The organism is Streptomyces sp. AJS327 (genome assembly GCF_013450295.1).
In the GTDB taxonomy this organism is placed as follows: domain Bacteria; phylum Actinomycetota; class Actinomycetes; order Streptomycetales; family Streptomycetaceae; genus Streptomyces.
The window spans coordinates 861,627-887,500 of sequence record NZ_SKBR01000002.1; the positions used below are offsets into that span (position 1 = coordinate 861,627).

The window sequence follows — 25,874 nt, forward strand, 5'->3', positions numbered from 1 at the left end:
TCCGCCGGTGGGAGCCGGCCAGAGCACACCACGGCCCACAGTAAATGGGTCTGGAGCACCTCGCTACGGAAATACACAGGGACTTACAGGACGGCCCGCGCCCCCGGTGTCGCAGGGAGCCGTCGGTCGTCCAGTGGCTCCTCAAGCTCAGACATCGGGAAGTTTAGGGCAGCTCAACAGAGGGGGGAGTGAAGTCCGGGCCAGGCGTCCAAGTTCCGTGGGAGGAACTGGGGCGTCGGAGGGCATTGTTGGAGGAGTGCCACGCGACTCGCCCAACCAGCGGGGATCTGCGCAGATCCCTCGGGGGGTGGTCGTAGGGGATGAGGTGCGGAACAACGGGGGTCGGAGAGGACAGGATGAACCCCCTATCACATCCACATCTAGAACCATGAACAGCGCCGTAGGGCAAGGGAGTGCGACGGCTGGTGCAGCGCTACCGCCCGGTGTGAGGAGTGATGAGACGTCAGATCGCCGTCAGTTCACTCCAGGCGGCAGTGGGCTTGTCAGTAATCCAAATTCTTCTTCCTCTGGTGGGCGGACGGAGAGAAGGGATCCTGGGAGCGCTGTGGATTCCTCTTCCAGTGCTGGACGAATGCGACCACGCGGAAAGATTAGTACTTCCCCTGCGGTAATCGAATGACCAGGACTTCAATGAAAATGTCGAACAGTGAAAATGAATCAACTTCGGTGTGTCAGGGGCTCTGCAAGCTAGCCTTTCCCCTCCTAGGTGCAGTGGGGTCCTGGGTACTGGTTCTAGGGTTAGTGGCACCTGCGTCGGTAGCGCAGGAGGTGCAAAAGAAGCAATGGTATATGGACTCAATGAAGGCCAAGGATATGTGGAAGGTAAGTCAGGGGGAGGGGGTGACGGTCGCTGTTATCGACACGGGTGTTGATTCCTCCACTTCCTCGCTTCGTGGGCAGGTACTGAAGGGGAAGGACGTCTCCGGAGCCAAGGGTGATGCTCACACGGATTCTACCGGTCATGGAACAACTATGGCCGAACTGATTGCGGGAACCGGCGAAGGCGGGCTTCGAGGGCTAGCGCCTAAGGCCAAGATTCTTCCGATTCGTACAGGGCTTGAGGGGGTGAAGAATGATGAATTCTTTAGTACAGACCCTAAAGCTGTGCGCGCCGCGGCGCAGAGTGAAGCTCGGATTATCAACATGTCATTTGGCAGCGAAGTTCGAGGTGAAGACCTTCGACAGGCCACCGAGTATGCGGCCCGAAAGGGGAAACTGCTATTTGCGGCGTCCGGTAATGATGGAATGCGAAACGAGAAGGCGAATTATCCGGCCGGTTTTCATAAAGTGGTGGGGGTTGGTTCGGTTGATGTTTCAGGTAAAGTTTCAGAATACTCCGGGAGTGGTCAGCATGTAGATCTCTCCGCCCCTGGGTCTAATATTCCGGGTTGGTGTGACGAGAAAATGGAAAGCTACTGTGATGGCGATGGCGGCACCAGCGCCGCCACCGCGATCGCTTCGGCTTCGGCCGCGTTGATTTGGTCGAAGCACCCCGACTGGACTGCCAATCAAGTACTTCGAGTGCTCATCGATACGGCTGGCGCCAAGGACGGAAAGAAAGAGATCGCCAGCAAATACATCGGTTTTGGTGCTGTTCGCCCCCGTCTCAACCTGCTGGAGGGGAAGGGGGATCCGGGGCCACGTGACCGCTTTCCGATCGCCAAGGACGGGACGTTCGACGGGAACCCGGCGCCCGACTCGCCGAAGGACGGGTCCGCTCAGGATGAGCGGTCCGGATCGGAGGCCGATGAGGGGCGACGCGACGGAGCGGAGGCCGCCGCGTCTGGGAGTGGGGGGGATGGCGGGGTGCCGTGGCTGTTGGTGGGTGTGGGGGCCGGGATCGTCGCGGTGCTGGCCGCGGGCGCTGCCGTGCTCGGACGGCGGCGTGCTGGCCGGGTGTAGCCGCTGGGCGCCCCTCGGGGTGCGTGCAGTACGAGGTGTCGTCGGGTGGGAGCCGCGGACGACATTCCCGGAGACGGAAGATCAACAACCGTTACGAGGAGGGACGTTATGGCCGAGGGTGCCGTGGCGGGTGTCAAGCAGAGTAACGCCGAACTCGATCGCCTCATCCGGGCGATCGAGGCGATGCAGGGGACGCTGAAGACGCGTATCGGGAGTCTCAACGGCGCCGTCGACATGATGCAGACCGCGTGGAGTTCGGAGGCCGGGAAGCGGGCCAACGACTTCCAGCGGGAGATCATCGTGCGTGCCCAGCGACTCGAGAAGAACCTCCGCTACATGCAGGAGCTGATGGAGAAGGCGAAGGACGGCTTCACCCAGCAGGAGCTGAACGAGATCGCCGAGTACGAGAAGGCGCAGCGCAACAGCCCCATCAGCGCGTTTGTCGACAGCACTCCGAACGTGAAGGGACAGTGACCCCGTGTCTTCCATTGACATCACTTACGGGACGGTTGAGGCGGCGGCCCGGGACATCAGGTCGGCCGCCAGCACCCTTCGCGGCCAGCTGGAGGAGCTGCACGGAGAGGTCACGAAGGTGGTCAACTCCTGGGAGGGTGAGGCGAAGGTCGCCTACCAGCGGCGGCAGATGAACTGGAACGAGGACGTCCGGGCGCTGCACACCACGTTGAACAGCCTGGCCAGCCTGGTGGAGTCGTCGGTGTCGAACTACCGGGGAACCGACCGGAGGGGTGCCCAGCAGTTCGAGATCTAACGTCGTCGCGCTGGACCGTTGGGGTCGGGGTGGACACCGCGTGGTACAGGTGTCCACCCCGGCGCACGTTTCCGAGGACGGCGTCGCGTCGGTGATCGCACTTCCCGGTGTGGGCGGCGGGCCGCATGCCGAACCTCACGGCTTCCGGCCGACGGTCGGTGGTCATCTGGCCGCGCGCGGGCCGAAGTTCGGGGCTGCGGGCAATAGTGGGCCAAGGGTGAGGTTCCTCAGTAGTCTTCTCTTCAGGCCGGTCTGACAGCCGTACCGGACTCCACGGGCCAGCTGACCACCAGGCCCGGAGCAGGAAGACTCAGCGACGACGAGGAACCCAACAACCGACAAGCGGTGACGTCCTGATCGAGCAGCGTCGGGGAGCGTGGCGCGCTGGCGCCCACGCCGTTCCCCCGCGGCACGTGGGGCGTCCGCTTCCTACGGGGGAATGCCATGACCCAGCCACCACCACCGTCCGTCCCTCCGGAGCCGCCGAGCGGCGGGGGCTTCGGCCCTCCGCCCGGTGGTCCCCCGCCTGGCCCTCCGCCGGGCGGCCCACCACCCAACCCTCCGGGCCCGCAGGTCAGCGCTCCGGTGCCCCCGGCTGGCCCGCCCGCCCAGCCGCCGCAGGGGCCGGCTCACACGCCGCCCCCGCCCGGGCAGCCGCCCGCCGGTCCTCCTCCGATGCCGCCCGGGGTGGGCGCTGGCCCGGGGTCCGGCGGGTTCGGACCGCCGACTGGGCCGCCCGGACCGCCCGGCGGCGGTGGCCCGTTCGGCATGCCTCCGGGTGGGCCTGGTCCCCGGCCAGGGGGCCGGAACCGGCTGATCGCCATCGTGGCGGCGGCGGTCGCGGCATGCGTGATCGCGGGCGGCACCGTCTGGGCGATCTCCGGAGACGACGGGGACGGGGGTGACGACAAGCCTCAGGCCGAACGCAGTGACGCCGGAGGAGAGGACCGGAAGAGCCCGACGGAGGAGCAGCCGGAGGACGATGCCGCGACACCCTCCGAAGATGATGGAAACGGGCGCGAAATGGACGCGTCAGCAGGCGAGTTGTGGAAGAAGGTCGCCAAGGACGCCCCACGCCGCGGCCAGGACACTCCGGGCACCTGGACGGTCGGTGACCAGTTGGTCAAGGCGTCCATGGACACCGTGATCGGCTACGACGCCGCCACCGGTGACGAGAAGTGGACGGTCAAGCTGAAGGGCGACGTCTGCGCGGCCTCACGCCACACCACGTCGGACGACAAGGTGGTCGTCGGATACACGGGGAAGTCCGACGACGAGTGCCCCAACGTGACCGTGATCGATCTGGCCAAGGGTAAGCAGGGCTGGAAAAAGGCGCTGCCGAAGAGTGGTGGTTTCGCCGAGAACTACATCGGCACGGGACTCACCATCAGTGGCCAGACGATCGGAGCGACCTGGGGGAGCGGCAACACACTGCTGCGGGTCAAGGACGGCAAGGAGATCAAGCAGCCCGAGACCAAGGCGGGGTGCGGAGTTGACGGGTACGGCGGAGGCAAGTCGCTACTCAAGGCCGACCACTGCCTGAACGGCGACGTCGCGACCAGCACCGTCAAGGAACTCAACCCCAAGACGGGAAAGACCCGTTGGACGCACAAGCTGCCCCAGGGATACCAGGTCAACCAGGTCTACTCGACGTCTCCGATCGTCCTGGGCATCGTCGACAACGACAAGAAGACCGGCAGCATCGTGGCTCTCGACGGCAAGGGTAAGAAGCGTTCCACGCTCGACCCGGGCAAGGCGAAGATCCAACCCAAGTGCGGCATCGGCGGGATCACCAGCAACAGCCTCGAACTCTGCTCTGGTTACGCGGTGTCCCAGGACCGCATGTACCTGCCGACGAAGATGGAGCGCGGCGGGGAACCGGGCGAGGGGCTGTCCAACGAGATCCACGCCTTCGACCTCGACTCCGGCAAGTCCACCGGCAAGCCCATCACCATGAAGGGCCGCCTCGTCACACCCATCGGCACCCGGGGATCGTCGCTGCTGATGTTCGGTCAGCCGGGCTATGACTCGGGGGGAGAGGTGGTGAGCGTCTCCAGCGGCGGCAAGCAGAAGTCCCTGCTGAAGACCCCGGATTCGGCCAGCTCGACCCAACGCGTCCTGACCGAGGGCGATCTGCTCTACCACCAGAAGCGACTGTTCATGGCCTCGACCCGGGTCCAGGGCGGCAACGGCGCGTACGACACGTTGATCCTGGCGTTCGGTCCCGAGTAACTCACCACCGGACCGCACCGGATGGCGCTCGGTGTTGTGACGTGCGAGGGGTGAGGGGTGAGCCCGAGAAGCTGGGTTCACCCCTCACGGCACATCGCGGTAAGGCGGCTCACGGAACGCCGCCGGAGCCGCGTCGGGCCGCCTACCGTTACGCGGGCTCCGAACCCTTTCCGCCGTCGCCCTCCGTGGGCTCCAGGTCGAACTCCCCGTCCCGCACGCCCAGGACGAACGCCTCCCACTCGGCGGCGGTGTACCGCAGAACCGTCTCCGGCTCCTTCGAGTTCCGCATCGCCACGGCACCGCCCGGCAGCCGGGCGATCTCCACCCGCTCCTCGTCCGGATCGCCCGGAGCGCCCTCCCAGACGACGTCCGAGATGTCCATGGCGTACAGCTCTTCACACTCCTGCTGAGTCCCCACCAACGACTCCCTTCGCTCCGGCGGCGGGGCCTCCCCGGCCGCCCACTCCACACTCCGGCCAGCACCTTCGTGGTTGTTCGCCCCCGTCACCCACCGGCTGTCCGGGCCCACCCCAGCCTACGTGCCAGCCCCCGCCCACGGCCTCTCGTCAGTCAACCTCCCCCACCGGCCGAGCCGTTGCCGTTTCCCCCGCTGGCTGGTCGGCTTCGCCGTGCCCCTCACCCTTTGCCCGCGGGCCAGGTTTCCGTGGTGTGTGGCGTCTTCGCGGGTAGCTTGGCCTCCGCCGAACACCCGATTTCCTTGGCGACCTCCCTGGAAACGGCGTTGAGGATCGTCATCATGTCATGAGGGTTAATCGCGGATTCTCGCGGATAAACCCCAAGATGTCCCGATATCACGGGCGTGGAGAGTTTACTCGTCTCCACGGGGCATTCGAACACCAGGTGACCGGCGCCTCTGGTGGTTTTTGCGCGCTTCCCCAAAGGGAACATCGTCCATGCTTGGGTCCTGTGTGGGTCGTTTTTCTCGGTGGAAAAGGTATCGCTGTCTCTCGTGAATGAAATGCTTACCGAAACATGCTTCGAGTCGGACGGTGAACTTTCCACGATGCACGAATCAGTAAATCCTCCATCGGCGTCCCTGGACGTCATGTCCTTCGCGGCGCTCTCCGGGTTCCTGGGGGATGGTTCACGGAACTCCTTCGCTCCAGTCACTCTTTCCAGTGCTGCTCTTGCAGGAGAGTCGAGCGCTCCGGCGCATACCGCTGCCGATGTCCTTGTGGCTAACTTCTGTTCCTCCTGGCTTTGCCCTGAGCATGAGATCAGGCTCGCACCCAGTGGGAGCGCGAGTGCAATTCTCGCTACGACAGGGCAGTATCCATTTTTCCTTGGGTGTGCCATGGAGGGGAGGTGTCCTCTGTTATTGTGGGCGTACTCCATTTCCCTTACCTCCCGTGATTCCCTGGTATTTATCGACCAGTGAGTCGAATAGGTTGGTCGAGTCTGCCCACTTTTCTGCTTCGCTGGAGCTTGCGTAACGTTTGGCGATATCCTGGATGTTCTCATTTCCCTTGAGGGTGATTCTGTCTTCGTCCTTTTGTGTCTTTTCCTTGGGGTCCTGTTCGTTTTCCGACGTCTTGTCATCGATTTTTTGCCCCAGGAATTCCTTGAGCATATCCCCGCCCGCCTCCGTGGCTATGGGGGCAACGACGCCGGCGGCGGCGGGTCCGGCGAAGAAGGCCGTGCCCGCCGTGATGGTGGTTCCGGCAGCGTACTTGGCCCAGGAGGCGAGTTTCTCGTTCCCCTTGTTGGCTTCCTCGGCGGCCTCCTCGTTGTCCAGCCCCTTCTGTTCCATCAGTGCGTTGTCGAGAATTCCGCGGCTCTTCGCGCTCATCAGGAGTGCGTCCACGCCTTGGTCGAAGCGTGTTTTGGTGTCTGGTTTGTGTTCATCCAGTAGGCTCAAGGTGTAGATTTGCTGGGCGTGGCTGACGACTCCGTGGGATACCTCGTTCTTGCCCACCACGCTGAGGAGGTCTTCTGCTTTCTCACCGGTGAACTGTGCGCGTCCCTGGTACTGGGCTGGGAAATCCTTGTCGGCTCCTGGCTCCACGGTCAGGGCGTAGTTCAGGTCGTCGATGTAGGCGCCGGTCATGGTGCCGAGACCGCTGGCCAGTTCGGGTTGCTCCTTGAGGAGCTTGGGGCCGTCGTCGCCACCGTAGAGGTGGGCGACCTGTTCCATGACGCCGGCGGTTTCGGCGTTCCGCCGGTCGCCGCCGTCCTTGAAGAGGTCGGACCGCGCGGCGTCGGCCAGGCTGTCGGGGGAGTAGCCGGTGGTGGCGGCGACGAGGGCGTCGCCCAGGGAGGAGCGGCCAGCCGCCTGCTGGGTGCCGGGGGTGTCGGTGAGCCAGTCCCGCTCCCGGATCAGGTAGTCCAGGTTGTTGTTGATCTTGGGTGGCTTGGGCGGGCCGTCGTCGTTCGGTGGGCGGTCGGGTTGCTGGAAGAACTCGGTCGCGGCCGGAGGGTTGTGGTCCAGCGCCTCCAGGAAACCGGTCATGGGGTCCCGGCCCCGGTCCGGTTCGGTGCCGGAGGATGATGGACCGGTGTTCCAGAAGTTGAGGCGCGCGTCGCCGGCCGACCTTTTCCAGTTTCCCAGGAGATTGGATTCGCCGTAGACCTTGTCGGAGGCGATGAGCTTCTTGCCGTAGTCCTGGAGGAAGTCGCTGTCGTAGCGGCCGAAACGCATCAGGTTGCTCATCACCTGGAAACCCCGGGGGGAGGTTCTGGTTGGGCCGAACTGCTTCTGTTCGGGGCCCAGTTCGATCATGTCGCGTTTCCAGCGGGCCATGGCGGGGCTGTCGGAGTGGGAGGCGGTTGCCAGGGTGAGGCTGAGGTTCTTCTGGAACTTCCTGGCGAGTTCGGTGCGTTTGGGCTCGTAGCCGGCGTCGCGGGGGCTGGCGACCTTCGCCCAGAAGGCGAGCGTTCCCTCCGGCCCGGTCTTGGTGGCGAAACGCTCGGCGAAGAGCGGAGCGTCGTGGTAGCGGGCCGCCAGGGTGTTGGCGCGGTTGATCTGGGTGGCGGTCATATCGCTGGGGTCGCGTTCGGCGAGGTCGGAGAGTTCGTCGGCGGCGCGCTTCTGCCGGGTCATGGCGTCGCGGAGATCGTCGGGGCCGCGCCCCGTGAATCCGGGCGCCTTCCCGTTGAAGTCCTCCCTGAGGTACCACTCCAGGGTTTCGTCGGTGCGGGTGGCGGTACGCAGAACGCGTTTGATGTCGCGGTTGTACGAGTCCGCGACCACCTGGGCGGCCTCGCGGTCCTCGGCGCTGGGTTCGCGGGCGTCAGCGGGTGGGCGGTAACTGACTTTCCCTGTCTCGCTGATGGTGTACGTGGCGGAGCTTTCGACGTCCTCCTTGATGGCCTTGAGGCTCTTCTGGCAGCGCTGGAACACGTCGTAGGCGCCGCGCAGGTTGCCGAAGACGTCCTCGGCCTGTTCGGCGGCGGTGGTGATCTGTCGTTCGATGGCGGACATGGTGCGGAGTGCGGATACGGCGCTCTCGCCCTCCCAGTCGGAAGTGCGGAGGTCCTCGGTGACGTTGTCGTGGAAGGTGCCCTGGATCTGCCGGAGGTTGCCCGGGAGCGCGCGCCACCCGATGACCGCCTCGTAGAGCGGGGAGAGGTCGGCGTCGAGCAACTCGCGGAAAGTGACCATGTGTTCCTCGTGTACCGGTGATGGGGCGAGCGGAGCGTCAGGAGTTCCGTTCGTACTTCGACTTGTCCCGGTCCTCGTTGGCCTGGAACTCGTTGGCGGCGGCGCTCAGCGCCTTGGGGAGCGCCTCGTCCATGCGGGTCCGCAGGTGTTTCATCTGTTTCCGCCAGCGGTCCTGGAAGGTGCCGAGGGCCGCCGCGCTGGAGAAGCCCTTGAGGCCGGAGCGGGCGTCGCCGGTCTTCTCCATCGTGGTGTCGTCGGCTTTGGCGAAGTCCCCACCGATGTTCTCGGCACGCCGCGCGCGTTCCCGGAGCACCTTGGGCGTGACGCTGAGCTTCGGGCCGGTGCGGGCGAACCCGCCCGCACCGTCGTCGAGTTGGTTGAGCCGGGTGTTGTTGGTCCGATCGGCCCTGGCGTTGGCGACGTGCCGGGCCCACTCCTCGTCGAAGGACATCGTTCCCCTTGGTGTGGCACCGCCGGAGACGGTGCGTCGCGGGTGCGGGACGCGGGTGGGGCGCGCGGCACTGGCCGTGCCCCCACCTCGCTCAGTCGGGTGTCACGCGCCGGGCCACCAGCCGGTCTGGACCAGGGGTACCCCGCGTTTCCGTGAGACGAACGCCCCCCGACCGGGAGGCATCGGGCGCGGCCGGACGTTGCCGAGCAGCTCCCCTTCCATGGGGTCGCCCGAAAGGATGAGGCCCTGGGCACCGAGCTCCCGGACGGTCCGCATGAAGGGCTCGTACGTGGACCGGGAGGCCCCGTTGGCGTTCCGGGCGACGATGAGGTGCACTCCGATGTCGCGGGCGTAGGGCAGTTGGTCGATGAGGACGTCGAGGGGGTTGCCGCTGGAGGCGGAGACGAGCTCGTAGTCGTCGACCAGCAGGAACATGCGCGGTCCCGACCACCAGCTGCGCTCCCGCAGCTGCTGCGGGGTGATGTCGGTCGGTGGGGTGCGGGCCACCATCAGGTCCCGTACCGCGCCCATGTGGTCCTCCATGCCGCTGGAGGTCGGGGCGTACACCAGGAGGTGGTCCTTGGGCAGGCCGTCCAGCAGCCCGCGGCGGTAGTCGATCGCGACGATCCGCGCCTCCTGCGGGGTGTAGCGGTCGGCGATCTGGCGGGCGAGGAGGCGCAGCACGGCGGACTTCCCGGACTCGCTCTCCCCGAAGACGAGGAAGAACGGGTCGGTCTCGAAGTCCACGTGGACGGGGGCGAGGTTCCGTTCGTCGAGGCCGAAGGCGACGCCCCGCTCGGGGAACTCGCCGCCGCGGGGCAGCTCTTCGGCGGGAATGTGCCGGGGGAGCAGCCGGACGGGCGGTGCGGGCTGGTGCGGCCACGCGTCGCTCACGGACCGCACCAGCGCCTCTGTCGCCTCGGACAGGTTGTCGTCGGAGGGGGTGCCGTCGGCGCGCGGAACGGCTGCCATGAAGTGCAGCTTTCCGGGGCTCTGGCCACGGCCGGGCATCCCCGCTGGCACGTTGGCGGCGACCTTGCGGTCCAGTTCGGAGTCGAGGGTGTCGCCGAGCCGCAGCTCCAGGCGGTTCATCAACTGGTCCTTGAGGTTGGCCCGCACCTCCATGCTCCGGGAGGCGCTGACGACGACGTGGACGCCGTACCCCAGTCCGCGCGCCGCCAAGTCGGTGACGACCTCGTGGAGTTCGTCGTAGTCCTGGCGGAAGCTGCCCCAGCCGTCGATCACCAGGAAGACGTCGCCGAACTGCTGACCGCTGAACTGCCCCTGGGCGCGGCGGCGTCGGTAGGTGTCCATCGAGTCGACGCCCTCGGTGCGGAAGAACTCCTCCCGCCGCGCGAGCACTCCGGCGACCTCGGCGACGGTGCGCCGTACGCGCTCCGGGTCGAGCCGCGAGGCGACCCCGCCGACGTGCGGCAGCCCGGCGACCGAGACCATGCCGCCACCGCCGAAGTCCAGCCCGTAGAACTGCACTTCGCGGGGGGTGTGGGTGAGCGCGAAGGCGGTGATGAGGGTGCGCAGCAGGGTGGACTTGCCGGAGCGCGGCCCGCCGAGGACGAGCATGTGCCCGGCCGCTCCGGAGAAGTCGCTGTGGAGCACGTCCCGGCGCTGCTCGAAGGGCTTGTCGACGACGCCGAGGGGGATGGTGAGCCGGGCCGGCCGGTCGGCCTCGGGCTGGGTGAACCCGAGTCCCTCGAACTCGCCGAGTCCGGGCAGCAGTTCGTCGAGGGTGGGCGGGCTGTCGAGCGGTGGCAGCCACACCTGGTGCGCGGGGGCGCCCTGGCCCTCCAGACGGCGGACGACGACGTCGAGGACGGTGTCGGCCAGCGCGTCGTCCTCGGGCGGGGCGCCGGGTGCGGGCACCCCCCGGTCGTCGGCGGGTTCCGGGCGGGGGAGCGGCACCGGTGCCGCGGTGAAGAGCACCGGCTGGCGCCGCGCGGGCGCCGGGCCGGCCGGGGCGTGGCCGCTCTCGGCGGGGGAGCGGTAGACGCCGGAGACGTAGGCGGCCTTGAAGCGGGTCAGCTCCTCGGTGCCGAACTTCAGCAGCCCCGAGCCGGGGACGGAGGGCAGATGGAAGGCGTCCGGCACGTCGAGCGCGGCACGGGACTCCGCGGCGGAGAAGGTGCGCAGCCCGATGCGGTAGGAGAGGTAGGTCTCCAGCCCGCGCAGGCGCCCCTCCTCCAACCGCTGGGAGGCGAGCAGGAGATGGACTCCGAGCGACCGGCCGATCCGGCCGATCTGAATGAACATGTCGATGAAGTCCGGCTTGGCGCTGAGGAGTTCGCTGAACTCGTCGATGACCAGCACGAGTGAGGGGACGGGGGCGAGCGGGGCCCCCGCGGCACGGGCCTTCTCGTAGTCGTGGATGTTGGCGTAGTTGCCCGCGTCCCGCAGCATCTCCTGGCGGCGGTTGAGTTCACCACGTATCGAGTCGCCCATCCGGTCGACCAGGGTGAGGTCGTCCGCCAGGTTGGTGATGACCGCGGCTACGTGCGGCATGTCCGCCATACCGGCGAAGGTGGCGCCACCCTTGAAGTCCGCCAGGACGAAGTTGAGCGTCTCCGAGGAGTGGGTGACGGCGAGGCCGAGCACCAACGTCCGCAGCAGCTCCGACTTTCCGGAGCCGGTCGCGCCGACGCACAGCCCGTGTGGGCCCATTCCGTCCTGCGCCGCCTCCTTGAGGTCCAGCATGACCGGGGACCCGCCCTCACCGACCCCGATCGGTACCCGCAGCCGCTGGGCCTGCGCCCGGGGCCGCCAGGTGCGGTTGACGTCGACGGTGGCGGCGTCCCCCAGCCCGAGCAGGTCGGTGAACTCCAGGTTGGCCAGCAGGGGTTCGTCGGCCGCGCCGCCACCCGAGCCCATGCGCAGCGGTGCGAGCTGCCGGGCGAGAGCCTCGGCCTCCTCGGGGGACAGCGCGTCCGGCGTCCCCTCGTAGACCATGCCGTGCCCGGAGGCCAGCGACAGCTCACCGGGGCGCACCACGACGGACAGCCCACCCCGGTCCCGGTCGATCTCGCCGGGCACGATCTCCGCGACGGTGACGCCCTGGAGCCCCTCGGCCCCCGCCAGCAGCGAGGTCGGCGGGACGCTGGCCCCGTCGAGCAGCAGCAGGACGTGCGGCTGTTCCACCACCGGGGGCCCGCCCGCGCTGAACCGGGGGCGGCCCTCCAGCCGGGAGGCGAGCGCCGCCTCCAGCTCACCGACGTCGTCGGAGATGAGACGGCGGCTTCCGGCGCCGTCCAGGGCACCCGGATCCTGCGCGTGCGGCAGCCACTTGACCCACTCCCAGCGTTCCACGGCACCCGGCCCGGCGCCCACCGCGATCACCAGGTCGTCGGGAGAGTGCAGGGCGGCCAGCGAACAGACCAGCGCGCGGGCGGAGTCGTGTACCGAATCGGGACGGCCGCTCAGCGTCAGGTGGTAGAACGCGCGCAGTGAGACGGCGAGCGGCAGCCCGCTCAGGGTGCCGTGCACGTTGACGAACTGGTGCATCGCGCCCGCCGTGAGCGGCTCCAGCTCGTCCACCGGCGCCGTCTCCGGGGTGACGAGCGCGGTGGCCAGTCGCTGGGTACCCAGACCGACGCGCACCTGCCCGAAGTCACCGTCGACCGGGCGCCGTTCCCACACCCGGCTGCCCTCGGCGACGAGTGCCCACAGCTGACCCGGCGCGGGGTGCAGGTAGAACTGCGCGTCCCGCTGCCCCTTCGCGGTTCGGCGCACCCTTCTGCGGGTCTGCGCCAGGTACTTGAGGTAGTCGCGACGGAGCTGCGCCAACTGCCCCTGCGTGCCCCGCCGGTGACGGACCAGCATGGCGATCACCATGCCCACGGTGGACAGCAGCATCAGCACGCCCATCACCCGCATGAACGGGTGGGCGTTCGGCATGAAGAAGAAGAACGGCGCGGAGCCCGCCATGCCCAGCGTCGGGAGGAGCTGCATCAGCACGCCCTCCTGCTGCTCGCGCGGCAGCTCCGGCGGGGGCTCCAGCGGCAGATCCTCGCCGTCCACCGGAGGTGGCAACGTACGGGGAGGGCGCTTGACGACGATGTGACTCACGTGCGCACCGGTTTCCTCGGTCCTCGGATGTCTGTGGCCCGCGCCGCCCCGGACCACCGGGCGCCCGCGAACGCCCGGGCGCCGTCCGCGCGCCGCGCTCCCGGCGCCGGCCGCCCCGTACCACCGCGCGGTCCGCCGTGGACACGGCGCCGGACAGGGGCGGTGGAGCACCGCGGCCCCGTCTCCCGGGCCGCTCGGCCGACCCGGTGCCCACGCGCGGGAAGTCGGGGCGGCACCGCCGACCGCTGGTGATGCTACTTGCCCCGGTGGTTGCAGTTGCACGGTCCGCGAGGCGGCGCCAGGTAGGGTGACGCGCGCTCCGCAAGCGGTACTCCACCACGCCCCTCGCACGGCCAACCGCCCTACGGCACCGGCCGGTTCACGATCGGCGCGTCAGCCTCCGGCCATGCGTGCCTCGTTGGGGTGGGAGGGGAGAAGACCCGGCGGTACCCGGCCACTTCGCGAAACGGACGACGTCCGGGCCGGAGCGACGACACCGTGAACAGGGGAGGCAGGGCTTGAGCAGGACGGCCCCACCGGCCGCCGCCGGACGGCGGGAGACGCGCCCGGGGACGACAGCGACGCCCGGCGGGGCGCCGCACGGCACCGGCTTCTGCCGGGTCACCATCGTGGCGCCGGACAGCCGCATCGACGTGGCGCTGCCCGAGGACATCCCGGTCGCCGACATCCACCCGGAGATCCTGCGGCTCTCCGGACAGACCCCCGCCGCGGGGGAACCCGTCGGCTACCACCTCGTGCGCCGGGACGGCACCGTGCTGGACGGCTCCCGCTCGTTCGCCGCGCAACGGGTGCTCGACGGCGAGGTGCTGAGCCTGCGCCCCTTCGCCGAGTCGCTACCCCCGGCCGTCTTCGACGACGTGTCCGACGCGGTCGCCTCCGCCGTCTCCCGCGACCGCACCCTCTGGGACGACCGCCTCACCCGCACCTCCGGCCTCACCGGCGGCGCCGTGCTGCTCGTCCTCGCGGCCTTCGCGCTGTGGAGCGCGCGTCCGGTCGCCACCGGGGCGCACGGACTGCCCGCCGTCCTCGCCGGGGTGATGGGCCTGGCGCTCCTGACACTCGCCGCGGTGCGCGCCCGGGTGTACGCGGACCGCGCCGCGTCCCTGGCCCTCGGGCTCGGCGCGCTGCCCCACGTCCTGCTCGCCGGGGCCGGACTGCTGCCCCCGGCGGCCGGACACGGGCCGGGGCGGCTCCAGTTGCTGCTCGGCTGTGTGGCGGTGCTGCTGGCCTCGGTGGTCCTCACCATCGCCGCCCCGAGCGGCGACGGTCCGTTCACCGCGGCGCTCTGCGCCTCCACCGTGGGGACCGCCGCCGTCTTCCTCGGCATCGTGTTCGACCTCAGCCCGGAGCGCACCGCGGCGCTCTGCGCCCCGTTCGCGGTGGGGGTGCTCGCCTTCCTCCCCGGGCTGTCGGCGCGGTTCGCCCGGCTGCCCGTCGGCTACGAGGCCCCCGGCGTCACGCCCCTGAGCTACGACACCGACCCGGACGCCACCCCCGAGACCCACGGCCCGGTCGACGCCGAGCGGATCGCGGCCCGCGCCCGGCGCGGCCACGAGACCCTGGTCGGCCTGGTGGGCGGCTGCGCCGCGGTGGTGCTGGCCGCCTCCGCCGTCCTGGCCTTCTCCCACTCCGGCTGGGCGCTGCTGCTGGCCCTCGCCACCGGACTGGCCCTGCTGCTGCGCGCCCGGCTGTTCCGGTACACCGCGCAGGCCGGCGCGCTGCTGGCGGCCGGGTTCGGTACGCTCACGCTGCTCGGCGCCGGGGTCGCGGCCAGCCCCTCCGCGCTCGGCGGAGCCGACGCCGCGGACCTGCGGACGGTCTGGCTGACCGCCGCGATCGCCGGGGCCGCCGCCGTCCTCACCGCGATCGCCCTGATCGTCCCGAGCAAGGGCCTCACCCCGTTCTGGGGACGCTTCCTGGAGATCTTCGAGACCTTCGTGCTGCTGACGCTGCTCCCGCTCTGCCTCGCGGTGCTGGACGTGTACTCCGCCGCACGCAGCCTGACCAGCGGCTGAGGCCGGGAGCGCGGGGCCCGGTGGTGCCGTGGCCCGCGCTCCCGACCCCGGTCGGGAGCGCCGCCGGGCGCTGCTACTCTGGGTGGGCCTCCCGAGTCATCGAAGATTCCCCTGTGACGCAAACCAGGGGCGCTCGGCGGCAGGATTCTCAAGGAGTACGAGTGTCGTCTCTCGACGCCGCGACCAAGAAGTCGATCATCTCGGAGTTCGCCACCAAGGAGGGTGACACCGGCTCCCCCGAGGTTCAGGTGGCGCTGCTCTCCCGCCGGATCACCGATCTGACGGAGCACCTGAAGACCCACAAGCACGACCACCACTCGCGCCGTGGCCTGCTGCTCCTGGTCGGCCAGCGCCGCCGGCTGTTGCAGTACCTCGCCAAGAAGGACATTCAGCGCTTCCGCGCGCTGGTCGAGCGCCTCGGCATCCGCCGTGGTGCGGCGGGCGCCCGCTGACGCGAAGCAGAGGGAGCGGTTCCCATCCGGGGACCGCTCCCTTCGCCGTATACGCGGGAGCCTCGCGGACCGGAGCACCGGTCCCGCGGAGCCTCCCGGGGATCCGGCGCCGCTCACGGGCCGGGGAAGCTTTGTACCCTGGTCCTGCGAGGACCACGGTCCCGTGAGGACAACCAGCACGAGCCACTGAAAGGGCGGAGGCCCGACCGACCGACGCCGGTCCTCGGTAGTGGCCCCCGGACGCGTCCGCGCTCCGGGAGCTTCGATCGAAGACCGGCCCGCACGGGGAGTGCCTCCGCCAGAGGGTCCGCCGCCACACGGGCGGTGGACAGACGAGGAGATATCCCGAGTGGAAAGCGAAATCCACTACGCCGAGGCCGTTATCGACAACGGCTCCTTCGGTACCCGCACCATCCGTTTCGAGACGGGCCGCCTGGCCAAGCAGGCCGCCGGTTCCGCCGTGGCGTACCTGGACGACGACACCATGGTGCTGTCGGCCACCACCGCCTCCAAGCAGCCCAAGGACCAGCTGGACTTCTTCCCGCTCACGGTCGACGTCGAGGAGCGGATGTACTCGGCGGGCAAGATCCCCGGCTCGTTCTTCCGCCGGGAGGGCCGCCCCTCCGAGGACGCGATCCTCACCTGCCGGCTGATCGACCGCCCGCTGCGGCCCTCCTTCAAGAAGGGCCTGCGCAACGAGATCCAGATCGTCGAGACGATCATGGCGCTCAACCCGGATCACCTGTACGACGTGGTGGCGATCAACGCCGCGTCCTGCTCCACCCAGCTCGCCGGGCTGCCGTTCTCCGGCCCGATCGGCGGCACCCGGGTCGCGCTGATCCGTGGCCAGTGGGTGGCCTTCCCGACGCACACCGAGCTGGAGGACGCCGTCTTCGACATGGTCGTCGCCGGTCGCGTGCTGCCGGACGGGGACGTCGCGGTGATGATGGTCGAGGCCGAGGCCACCGAGAAGACGCTCTCGCTCGTGGCCGGTGGCGCCGAGGCCCCCACCGAGGAGATCGTCGCCGCCGGTCTGGAGGCCGCGAAGCCCTTCATCAAGGTGCTGTGCAAGGCCCAGGCCGACATCGCGGCCAAGGCCGCCAAGCCCACCGGTGAGTTCCCCGTCTTCCTGGACTTCCAGGACGACGTGCTGGACGCGCTCAGCAGCGCCGTCCGGGACGAGCTGGCCCAGGCGCTCACCATCGGCGGCAAGCAGGAGCGCGAGAGCGAGCTGGACCGTGTCAAGGCGCTGGCCGCCGAGAAGCTGCTGCCGCAGTTCGAGGGCCGCGAGAAGGAGATCTCCGCCGCCTACCGCGCGCTGACGAAGCAGCTGGTGCGCGAGCGCGTCATCACGGAGAAGAAGCGGATCGACGGCCGTGGCGTCACCGACATCCGCACCCTCGCCGCCGAGGTCGAGGCGATCCCCCGGGTGCACGGCTCGGCGCTGTTCGAACGCGGCGAGACCCAGATCCTCGGGGTGACGACGCTGAACATGCTCCGCATGGAGCAGCAGCTGGACACCCTCTCCCCGGTGACCCGCAAGCGGTACATGCACAACTACAACTTCCCGCCCTACTCCACCGGTGAGACGGGCCGCGTCGGTTCGCCGAAGCGCCGGGAGATCGGGCACGGCGCGCTCGCCGAGCGGGCGCTGGTGCCGGTGCTCCCGACCCGCGAGGAGTTCCCGTACGCCATCCGCCAGGTGTCCGAGGCGCTGGGCTCCAACGGCTCCACCTCGATGGGCTCGGTCTGCGCCTCGACGATGTCGCTGCTGAACGCCGGTGTGCCGCTGAAGGCCCCGGTCGCCGGTATCGCCATGGGCCTCATCTCCCAGGAGATCAAGGGCGAGACGCACTACGTCACGCTCACCGACATCCTGGGCGCCGAGGACGCCTTCGGTGACATGGACTTCAAGGTCGCCGGGACCAAGGAGTTCGTGACCGCCCTCCAGCTCGACACCAAGCTCGACGGCATCCCCGCCTCCGTGCTGGCCGCCGCGCTGAAGCAGGCCCGCGACGCCCGCCTGCACATCCTGGACGTGATGATGGAGGCCATCGACGTTCCGGACGAGATGTCCCCGCACGCCCCGCGGATCATCACCGTCAACATCCCGGTGGACAAGATCGGTGAGGTCATCGGCCCCAAGGGCAAGATGATCAACCAGATCCAGGAGGACACCGGCGCCGAGATCACGATCGAGGACGACGGCACCATCTACATCGGTGCCGCCGACGGCCCGGCCGCCGAGGCCGCCCGCTCCACGATCAACGGCATCGCCAACCCGACCATGCCGGAGGTCGGCGAGCGCTACCTCGGCACCGTCGTCAAGACGACCACCTTCGGTGCCTTCGTCTCACTCCTGCCCGGCAAGGACGGACTGCTGCACATCTCGCAGATCCGCAAGCTGGCCGGTGGCAAGCGCGTCGAGAACGTCGAGGACGTGCTCGGCGTCGGCCAGAAGGTCCAGGTGGAGATCGCCGAGATCGACCAGCGCGGCAAGCTCTCGCTGATCCCCGTCCTGGACGAGGAGGCGGACTCCGCCGACGAGGCGAGCGACGGCGGCGCCGACAAGTGACGCGACCGTCCCGCACGACGGCCCGCCCCCCGATCGGGGGGCGGGCCGTCGCCCGTGTCCCAGCGCGGACCGCGACCCTGCTCTCCGGTGTGGACGGGGCGGGCGCCGTGCGCCGGACGGTGCTCCCCGGCGGTCTCCGCGTGGTCACCGAGACGCTGCCGACGGTCCGCTCGGCGACCTTCGGCATCTGGGCGCGCGTCGGCTCGCGTGACGAGACGCCGGCCCTGAACGGCGCCACCCACTACCTGGAACACCTCCTGTTCAAGGGCACCCGGCGGCGGAGCGCGCTGGACATCTCCGCCGCGCTGGACGCCGTCGGCGGTGAGATGAACGCCTTCACCGCCAAGGAGTTCACCTGCTACTACGCCCGGGTGCTGGACAGCGACCTGCCGCTGGCCATCGACGTCGTCTGTGACATGCTCACCGGCTCCGTCATCGACCCCGCCGAGGTCGATGCCGAGCGCGGCGTCATCCTCGAAGAGATCGCGATGACCGAGGACGACCCCGCGGACGGCGTGCACGACCTGTTCGCGCACACCATGTTCGGCGACTCCCCGCTCGGCCGCCCCGTGCTGGGCACGGTGGACACCGTCAACGCGCTCGACCGGGACCGGGTCGCCCGCTTCTACCGCCGGCACTACGACCCGACGCACCTGGTCGTCGCCGCCGCGGGCAACCTGGACCACGATCGCGTCGTCGAGCAGGTCTGGCAGGCGTTCGACGGGGCGGGCGCGTTGGCGCGCACCGGCGGCGCGGAGCCCGCCGCCCCGCGCGGTGGCGCCCGCGCGATACGCACCGCGGGCCGCGTCGACCACGTGCGCCGCCGCACCGAGCAGGCGCACGTCATCCTCGGAACGCCCGGCGTCTCCCGGACGGACGAACGGCGCTGGGCGCTCAGCGTGCTGAGCACGGCGCTCGGCGGCGGCATGAGCTCCCGCCTCTTCCAGGAGATCCGCGAGAAGCGCGGCCTCGCCTACAGCACCTACTCCTTCACCTCCAGCTACGCCGACTGCGGCCTGTTCGGCGTCTACGCCGGCTGCCGCCCCGCACAGGTCCCCGACGTCCTGCGGATCTGTCGCGAGGAACTCGCCAGGGTGGCCGAACACGGCCTGCCCGACGAGGAGCTGGAACGTGCCATCGGCCAGCTCGCCGGCTCCACGGTCCTCGGCCTGGAGGACACCGGGGCGCTGATGCACCGCATCGGTAAGAGCGAGCTGTGCTGGGGCGAGCAGCTGTCGGTCGACGGACTGCTCGCGAGGATCTCCGCCGTCACCCCCGAGCAGGTTCGCGAGGTGGCCCGCGAAGTCCTCGGCGCCCGCCCCTCACTCTCCGTCATGGGACGGCTGACCGATCGGCAGGCCGACCGGCTGGCGGACGCGGTGGCCTGAACGCCCCCGCGGGCCGCCCTGCGGCCCCACGGAACTATCGAGAGCAGCACGACGAAGGGCTGAGCAGCATGAGCAAGCAGCGGGTAGCCGTCCTCGGCGCACGGGGCCGGATGGGCTCCGAGGCCGTCCGGGCCGTGGAGTCGGCGGAGGACCTGGAGCTGGTGGCGGCCCTCGACCACGACGACGACCTCGCCCAGCTCACCTCCGCGGGCGCCGAGGTGGCCGTCGACCTGACGCACCCCGACGCGGTCATGGGGAACCTGGAGTTCTGCGTCTCCCACGGCGTCCACGGCGTCGTGGGCACCACCGGGTGGACCGACGACAGGCTGGAGTCGCTGCGCGGCTGGCTCGCCGCCGCCCCGGGGACCGGCGTGCTGATCGCCCCCAACTTCGGTATCGGCGCCGTGCTGACCATGCGGTTCGCCCAGCAGGCCGCGCGGTTCTTCGAGTCGGCGGAGGTGGTCGAGCTGCACCACCCCGACAAGGCCGACGCCCCCAGCGGCACCGCGGTCCGTACCGCGCAGCTCGTGGCCGAGGCGCGCCGGACGGCGGGCGGTGGTGCCCAGCCGGACGCCACCAGCACCGCCCTCGACGGAGCCCGGGGGGCCGACGTCGACGGCGTACCGGTGCACGCCGTACGGCTGCGGGGGCTCGTCGCCCGCCAGGAGGTCCTCTTCGGCGGCCCGGGCGAGACGCTCACCATCCGGCACGAGTCGCTGGACCGCGCCTCGTTCATGCCCGGGGTGCTCCTCGGAGTGCGCCGAGTGCCGTCCGTGCCGGGCCTCACCTTCGGGCTTGAGCACTTCCTGGACCTGGACTGAGGGACCGCACGTGCGCGCGAAGATCACCTACTGCACCCTCGCCGCCGTCCTGGTCGTCTACTTCGTCCTGGTCGGCAGCCGTGGGGTGCTCCTCATCCAGCAGGGCACCCTGGTGACCGTCGCCTTCGGAATCGCCGTCCTCGTGCTGCCGCTGATCGGCGTCTGGTTCCTCTGGCACACCACGCGCTTCGCCCGGGACGCCGGACGGCTGGCACGGGAGCTGGAAGCCGAGGGCGGCCTGCCACCGGACGAACTCCGCCGGACCCCCTCCGGCCGGATCGACCGCGCCTCGGCCGACGAGGTCTTCGACCGCCGGCGGATCGAGGCCGAGCGCGACCCCGACGACTGGCGCGTCTGGTTCCGGCTCGCGGTCGCCTACCACGACGCGCGCGACACCCCCCGGGCCCGGACGACGATGCAGTACGCCATCGCGCTCCACGACGGCCGCGCCGGGGGGAAGCGCGCCGCGCCACGGGTACCAGAGGACGAACCGGCCAGCGACGGGGCGGAACCCGGGCCGACCCTCAACCCACGCGGCTGACCCCTCCGGCGACCGCACCCGCACCGGGCACCCGCCGCCGGAAGCGCCCCAGCGACCCGGAGCCGGGAGGGGCCAGCGACCGGCGGGGAAGGGGCCCGGTTCGGGACGGCGGCGGAGGGGCGCGAAGCGGAACGCGCCACCCTCGGACACTCCGCCGTACCCACCGCGGAAACCCCCGCCAGGCCCCCGCGGATGAGCTGGTCCGCCACCCGCGGCCGCTCCCGTGGACGCTGCCCTCGTGATGCGCGCTCGGGAGTCAGGAGGCCTGTGCGGCGGAACGGCCGAACTCGGCGGCCCAGGTCTCCACGACGTCCGCGGCCCGGTTGAAGCCGCCGGGCCGGGACAGGAAGTCGGCGTTGTGGTCCGTGAGCAGCGGACGGAGCGGGGTGGGCACGGAGCCGTCGCCCGTCGCGAACACCAGCAGCGCCTCGCCCTGCACGGTGCGGGGCAGTCCCAGCCACCGCACCGGCTGCTGCGCGGTCCGGATCGTGGCCACGCGCCGCCAGGGCAGCGTGGTCGTCCGGAAGAGCCCCACCTGCCGGACGCCGTGCGCGCTCACCCAGACGCCCACTCGCAGAAGGCGCAGGGCGAAGGCGATGACCAGCGCCGCGCTCAGCGCACACGCCGCCGCGCCGGGCAGCGAGTCGGCCAGCGCGATGATGAGCGTGGAGATCAGCAGGTAGGAGGCGAGCAGCAGGAGCAGTGCCGCTCCGCCCACCCGCCAGGGGCCGGGGCGGTAGGGGCGCCGCCAGCGGTCGTGGTCGTGCGGGGCGGTGTCGGTGACGGCCGGCGGTTCCGTGGCACGGTCGGCCGTCAGGAAGGGCAGGGGCACGAGTGGTCCTCGCTCACGACGGGGGCTGTGAGCGGGAAGGTTAGCGAGCGGTGCCTCCCCGGGCCAGCCGGGGAGGCACCACGCGGCGTCAGCGGCCCTCGGCCGCGGCCGGGCCGCCCCCCGGCTTGCTGTCCGCGTCGAGCGCGGGCACGCCGAGCAGCAGGGCCCCGACCAGTCCGGAGACGATGGTGAGACCGACGAGCAGGGAACCGGCGCGCTGACCGGTGCTGCGCGGAGGACTGGGCGGAGGGGCGACGTTGCTGCGGTACCGCTCGGCATCGGCTATGAAGGCGAACGGCACTGGCTCTCCGCGGCGGAACATGACGGGCGCTCCTGTAGTGATCGATGGGGCGTGGTGCGGGGTTCATCAGGTGCAACGGCCGAATGTGCGGGAAAGTGCCCGTCCTTGCGGCCCACTGTGAAAAATATCAAGTGCTGCTCTGATCTATGCGGCCAGGCCACTCATGTCACCTTTGGAGGTCTTTGTCTCTCCAAAGAGGTCATATCCGTCGGATCAGGTGACGGGGAGGGTGTCGGCCCCGGCCCGTAGGCTGGCGCCGCCGGTCGACGACGTACCTGGAAGGACACGCTGGTGAACGACACCCCTGAGCGGACGGCCCCGAGGTTCCGCGGCGATGTGACGGTCGAGCTGGTCAAGCACGCGGCGGCCGACACCGACGTGCTGTGGGCGGCCCGGGTCTCCACCGCGGGTGAACAGTCCCTCGCGGAGCTGACGAAGGACCCGAACCGCTCCAAGGGACTGATCAACTACCTGATGCGGGACCGGCATGGCAGTCCGTTCGAGCACAACTCGATGACCTTCCTCGTCAGCGCGCCGCTCTTCGTCTTCCGGGAGTTCCACCGGCACCGGGTCGGCTGGTGTCTGGCCGGGGACACCGAGATCACGCTGGAGAGCGAGACCGGCACCCCCTACCGCAGGTCCATCCGGGAACTGTACGAACACTGGTGGTCCCCGGAGGCCGGGGCGGCGCCGTGGAGCGGCGGGGTGTACTGGCACCACCGCGCGGCCCGCTGGGCGGCCGAGGTCCGGGAGGACCTCCCGGAGGACGGCGCCGACCGCGCGGAGAGCGTGCACCACCTGGGCCTGTACGAGAGCCGGGAGGCCGCCGAGACGGCGGTGGCGGAGCACCGCGAGAGCCGCCCGGGCGGACGCCGGCCGGGCCTCGGGCCGGTGCGCGGCAGCCAGGTGCGCTGTTTCGACGAGCGCACGCACACCGCCCGGCGCGCCCGCGTCGTCGACGTCATCGAGTCCGGGGTGAAGCGACTGCTCCGGATCCGTACGGTGGGCGGCCGGGAGCTGCGCTGCTCGGTCGATCACGCGATCCTCACCCCCGAGGGCTGGCGCAAGGCGGGCGAGCTGACCCCGGGAGACGCGGTCATGACCGCCGACGCGACCGCTACGCCACCGGTCCCCCCGGCGGTGCAGCGCGGCGTCGGGGTCTGGACGGCGGCCCAGCGGGAACGGCTCCTCGCCGAGCCGCGCGCCTGCCACCGGTGCGAGCGGGTGTTCCCGCCCTCCGTGCTGGCACTGGACCACCTGGTGCCCGTCACCGAGGACCTCACCCGCGCGCTCGACGCGGAGAACCTCGCGCCCTTCTGTTCCGAGTGCCACCCGGAACACGCGGCCGAGGGACCCGGCGCCGGGGCGGGCCGGGCGCTGCCCGATCCCGTCCTCTCGATCACCGAGGACGGCGAGGAGCGGACCTACGACCTCTCCGTCGCCGGTCCCTGGCACAACTTCCTGGCCAACGGGGTCGTCGTGCACAACTCGTACAACGAGGAGTCCGGCCGGTACCGCGAACTCCAGCCGGTCTTCTACGTCCCGGACGCCTCGCGCAAGCTCGTACAGCAGGGGCGGCCCGGCAAGTACGAGTTCGTGGAGGGCACCCCCGCCCAGCATGAGCTGACGGCGCGGGCCATGGAGGACTCCTACCGCCAGGCGTACGAGACGTACCAGGAGATGCTGGCGGAGGGGGTGGCGCGGGAGGTGGCCCGGGCCGTGCTGCCCGTCGGCCTGTACTCCTCGATGTACGCCACGTGCAACGCACGCTCGCTCATGCACTTCCTAGGTCTGCGCACCCAGCACGAACTGGCGAAGGTCCCGTCCTTCCCGCAGCGGGAGATCGAGATGGTGGGGGAGCGCATGGAGGAGCTGTGGGCCGGGCTGATGCCCCTGACCTACGAGGCGTTCAACGCCAACGGCCGGGTCGCCCCGTAAAGGTGTCCACATTGCGGGAATTCGCGAAGTTCATCTAGGCTGAATAAACGGGCTCGGTACTGTCTGAACCCCCGAGCGGACAGTGCCGGGTCCTTCTTCCGCCGCTCTCACCTCCCCCGAAGGAGGCTTCAGTGGTGAGCTGCGAGTAGCGTGGACCCTATGGCTCCGACCTCCACACCGCAGACGCCCTTCGGGCGGGTCCTGACCGCGATGGTCACACCGTTCACTGCTGAGGGCGCCCTCGACCTCGACGGCGCGCAGCGGCTCGCCGCCCATCTGGTGGACGCCGGTAACGACGGCCTGATCGTCAACGGCACCACCGGAGAGTCCCCCACCACCAGTGACGCGGAGAAAGCCGAGCTGGTCCGGGCGGTCGCGGAGGCCGTCGGAGACCGCGCCCACGTCGTCGCCGGAGCCGGTACCAACGACACCGCGCACAGCCTCGACCTCGCCCGCGCCGCCGAGCGCGCGGGCGCGCACGGTCTCCTCGCGGTGACGCCGTACTACAGCAAGCCGCCGCAGGAGGGGCTCTACCGCCACTTCACCGCGATCGCGGACGCCACCGAGCTACCCGTGATGCTCTACGACATCCCCGGCCGCAGTGGCGTGCCCATCAACACCGAGACCATCGTGCGTCTCGCCGAGCACCCCCGCATCGTCGCGAACAAGGACGCGAAGGGTGACCTCGGCCGGGCCAGCTGGGCCATCGCGACCAGCGGACTGGCCTGGTACAGCGGTGACGATATGCTGAACCTGCCGCTGCTGTCGGTCGGGGCTATCGGATACGTCTCGGTCGTCGGCCACCTCGTGACCCCTGAGCTGCGGGCCATGATCGACGCCCATCTCAGCGGGGACGTCGCCAAGGCCACCGAGATTCACCAGAAGCTGCTGCCGGTCTTCACCGGCATGTTCCGCACCCAGGGCGTGATCACCACCAAGGCGGCACTGACCCTGCGCGGTCTTCCCGCCGGACCACTCCGGCTTCCCTTGACCGAGCTGACCCCGGAAGAAACCGAACAGCTGAAGCACGATCTCGCACACGGCGGGGTACAGCTCTGAATCACTGACGTCATAACCGCATATGGGTTTCGGTTCGCGACTGCCCGGATCGGGACCGCATGGCCGTACCAATCACGTACGCATCACGAATAACGCGCGCGCCACGTGCCCAGGGGGTGCGTGGCGCGCGTGAGTAAGGAGAGACTTTGAGCCATCCCCATCCCGAGCTCGGCCCGCCACCGAAGCTCGCCGAAGGCGGCATGCGCGTCACGCCGCTGGGCGGGCTCGGTGAGATCGGCCGCAACATGACCGTCTTCGAATACGGAGGCCGGTTGCTGATCGTCGACTGCGGTGTGCTGTTCCCCGAGGAGGAACAGCCGGGAATCGATCTGATCCTTCCCGACTTCAGCTCGATCCGGGACCGCCTCGACGACATCGACGGAATCGTCCTCACCCACGGGCACGAGGACCACATCGGCGGCGTCCCCTATCTGCTCCGGGAGAAGGCGGACATCCCGCTGATCGGCTCCAAGCTGACCCTCGCCCTCATCGAGGCGAAGCTCCAGGAGCACCGGATCCGGCCGTACACACTGGAGGTCGCCGAGGGCGACCAGGAGCGCGTCGGCCCCTTCGACTGCGAGTTCGTCTCGGTCAACCACTCCATCCCGGACGCCCTGGCGGTCACCATTCGCACCCCCGCGGGCACGGTGGTGCACACCGGCGACTTCAAGATGGACCAGCTGCCGCTCGACGGCCGCCTCACCGACCTGCGGGCCTTCGCCCGGCTCGGTGAAGAGGGGATCGACCTGCTGCTGAGCGACTCCACCAACGCCGAGGTGCCGGGCTTCGTCCCGCCGGAACGGGAGATCTCCCAGGTACTCCGGCAGGTCTTCGCCTCCGCCCAGAAGCGCATCATC

Annotated in this window: 19 protein-coding genes and 3 pseudogenes (1 of these 22 only partly in view); 15 read left to right on the forward strand and 7 right to left on the reverse strand. The window is 69.7% G+C overall.

All coding sequences use genetic code 11. The annotated features are described in order from the left end of the window. Nucleotides 1–789 precede the first annotated feature (789 nt). The 4 genes from E0L36_RS13475 (at nt 790) to E0L36_RS13490 (ending at nt 4,924) form a co-directional block, all read left to right on the forward strand. Entirely contained in the window at nt 790–1,923 is a 1,134-nt protein-coding gene (locus E0L36_RS13475) for a S8 family serine peptidase (RefSeq protein ID WP_308416747.1), read from the forward strand. Nucleotides 1,924–2,031: 108 nt separating this feature from the next. After that, nucleotides 2,032–2,397 (forward strand): WXG100 family type VII secretion target, encoded by a 366-nt coding sequence (locus E0L36_RS13480; protein WP_180929264.1) that lies wholly within the window; start codon nt 2,032–2,034, stop codon nt 2,395–2,397. 4 nt (nt 2,398–2,401) lie between these two features. Continuing rightward, nucleotides 2,402–2,692: a WXG100 family type VII secretion target gene (locus tag E0L36_RS13485; RefSeq protein ID WP_180929265.1), complete on the forward strand. Its 291-nt coding sequence runs from the start codon at nt 2,402–2,404 to the stop codon at nt 2,690–2,692. Between the two features lie 1,023 nt (nt 2,693–3,715). Beyond that, on the forward strand, nt 3,716–4,924 hold the full coding sequence (locus E0L36_RS13490) for a PQQ-binding-like beta-propeller repeat protein (protein ID WP_180929266.1): 1,209 nt from the start codon (nt 3,716–3,718) through the stop codon (nt 4,922–4,924). Between the two features lie 148 nt (nt 4,925–5,072). Here E0L36_RS13490 and E0L36_RS13495 read toward each other — a convergent pair whose 3' ends face one another. The 5 genes from E0L36_RS13495 to eccCa form a co-directional block, all read right to left on the reverse strand. Continuing rightward, nucleotides 5,073–5,342, reverse strand: coding sequence for a DUF397 domain-containing protein (locus E0L36_RS13495; RefSeq protein WP_180929267.1), 270 nt, complete (start codon nt 5,340–5,342; stop codon nt 5,073–5,075). Nucleotides 5,343–5,560: 218 nt separating this feature from the next. Next, complete coding sequence (locus E0L36_RS27660) at nt 5,561–5,683, reverse strand: hypothetical protein (protein WP_258016160.1); 123 nt, start codon at nt 5,681–5,683, stop codon at nt 5,561–5,563. 577 nt (nt 5,684–6,260) lie between these two features. After that, the gene (locus E0L36_RS13500; RefSeq protein ID WP_180929268.1) at nt 6,261–8,546 is read right to left on the reverse strand and encodes a hypothetical protein; all 2,286 of its coding nucleotides are present in this window, start codon (nt 8,544–8,546) and stop codon (nt 6,261–6,263) included. 37 nt (nt 8,547–8,583) lie between these two features. Beyond that, nucleotides 8,584–8,997 carry a type VII secretion target gene (locus E0L36_RS13505; protein ID WP_180929269.1) on the reverse strand — a complete coding sequence of 138 codons (414 nt, stop codon included), beginning with the start codon at nt 8,995–8,997 and terminating at the stop codon, nt 8,584–8,586. Nucleotides 8,998–9,099: 102 nt separating this feature from the next. Further along, nucleotides 9,100–13,074: a type VII secretion protein EccCa gene (gene eccCa, locus E0L36_RS13510; RefSeq protein WP_180929270.1), complete on the reverse strand. Its 3,975-nt coding sequence runs from the start codon at nt 13,072–13,074 to the stop codon at nt 9,100–9,102. Nucleotides 13,075–13,592: 518 nt separating this feature from the next. Here eccCa and eccD point away from each other — a divergent pair. The 6 genes from eccD to E0L36_RS13540 all read left to right on the forward strand — a co-directional run bounded on the left by eccD (nt 13,593) and on the right by E0L36_RS13540 (nt 20,887). Then, the gene (eccD, locus tag E0L36_RS13515; RefSeq protein WP_180929271.1) at nt 13,593–15,110 is read left to right on the forward strand and encodes a type VII secretion integral membrane protein EccD; all 1,518 of its coding nucleotides are present in this window, start codon (nt 13,593–13,595) and stop codon (nt 15,108–15,110) included. A gap of 161 nt (nt 15,111–15,271) precedes the next feature. Then, the gene (gene rpsO, locus E0L36_RS13520; RefSeq protein ID WP_180929272.1) at nt 15,272–15,562 is read left to right on the forward strand and encodes a 30S ribosomal protein S15; all 291 of its coding nucleotides are present in this window, start codon (nt 15,272–15,274) and stop codon (nt 15,560–15,562) included. 349 nt (nt 15,563–15,911) lie between these two features. Next, a complete protein-coding gene (locus E0L36_RS13525; protein ID WP_180929273.1) occupies nt 15,912–18,137 on the forward strand; it encodes a polyribonucleotide nucleotidyltransferase in 2,226 nt (741 codons plus the stop codon). Continuing rightward, nucleotides 18,134–19,525, forward strand: a complete 1,392-nt coding sequence (locus tag E0L36_RS13530) for a pitrilysin family protein (protein WP_180929274.1) — start codon at nt 18,134–18,136, stop codon at nt 19,523–19,525. The genes E0L36_RS13525 and E0L36_RS13530 overlap by 4 nt, the downstream gene beginning before the upstream one ends. 68 nt (nt 19,526–19,593) lie before the next feature. Further along, nucleotides 19,594–20,346 (forward strand): 4-hydroxy-tetrahydrodipicolinate reductase, encoded by a 753-nt coding sequence (dapB, locus tag E0L36_RS13535; protein WP_180929275.1) that lies wholly within the window; start codon nt 19,594–19,596, stop codon nt 20,344–20,346. Between the two features lie 10 nt (nt 20,347–20,356). Further along, nucleotides 20,357–20,887: a tetratricopeptide repeat protein gene (locus tag E0L36_RS13540; RefSeq protein WP_308416748.1), complete on the forward strand. Its 531-nt coding sequence runs from the start codon at nt 20,357–20,359 to the stop codon at nt 20,885–20,887. Between the two features lie 256 nt (nt 20,888–21,143). On the opposite strand, the gene E0L36_RS13545 is transcribed toward E0L36_RS13540, so the two are convergent. Together E0L36_RS13545 and E0L36_RS13550 are read right to left on the reverse strand one after the other, a co-directional pair. Then, nucleotides 21,144–21,719, reverse strand: coding sequence for a hypothetical protein (locus E0L36_RS13545; RefSeq protein WP_180929276.1), 576 nt, complete (start codon nt 21,717–21,719; stop codon nt 21,144–21,146). 88 nt (nt 21,720–21,807) lie between these two features. Beyond that, nucleotides 21,808–22,041, reverse strand: a complete 234-nt coding sequence (locus E0L36_RS13550; RefSeq protein WP_180929277.1) for a hypothetical protein — start codon at nt 22,039–22,041, stop codon at nt 21,808–21,810. Between the two features lie 270 nt (nt 22,042–22,311). Between E0L36_RS13550 and E0L36_RS27665 the strand changes: the two are divergent. From E0L36_RS27665 to E0L36_RS13565, 5 genes and pseudogenes are all read left to right on the forward strand, one after another. Then, nucleotides 22,312–22,599, forward strand: a pseudogene (locus tag E0L36_RS27665) (FAD-dependent thymidylate synthase); the annotation flags it as partial. 327 nt (nt 22,600–22,926) lie between these two features. After that, nucleotides 22,927–23,505, forward strand: a pseudogene (locus tag E0L36_RS28275) (HNH endonuclease); the annotation flags it as partial. A gap of 3 nt (nt 23,506–23,508) precedes the next feature. Then, nucleotides 23,509–23,958: pseudogene (gene thyX, locus E0L36_RS28280) on the forward strand (FAD-dependent thymidylate synthase); the annotation flags it as partial. A 159-nt stretch (nt 23,959–24,117) separates the two neighbouring features. Beyond that, nucleotides 24,118–25,017: a 4-hydroxy-tetrahydrodipicolinate synthase gene (gene dapA / locus E0L36_RS13560; protein WP_180929279.1), complete on the forward strand. Its 900-nt coding sequence runs from the start codon at nt 24,118–24,120 to the stop codon at nt 25,015–25,017. Between the two features lie 146 nt (nt 25,018–25,163). Next, on the forward strand, nt 25,164–25,874 hold the start of the coding sequence (locus E0L36_RS13565) for a ribonuclease J (protein WP_180929280.1). It continues 975 nt past the right edge of the window; 711 of the gene's 1,686 nt are visible here — the first part of the coding sequence; the start codon lies at nt 25,164–25,166; the stop codon falls past the right edge of the window.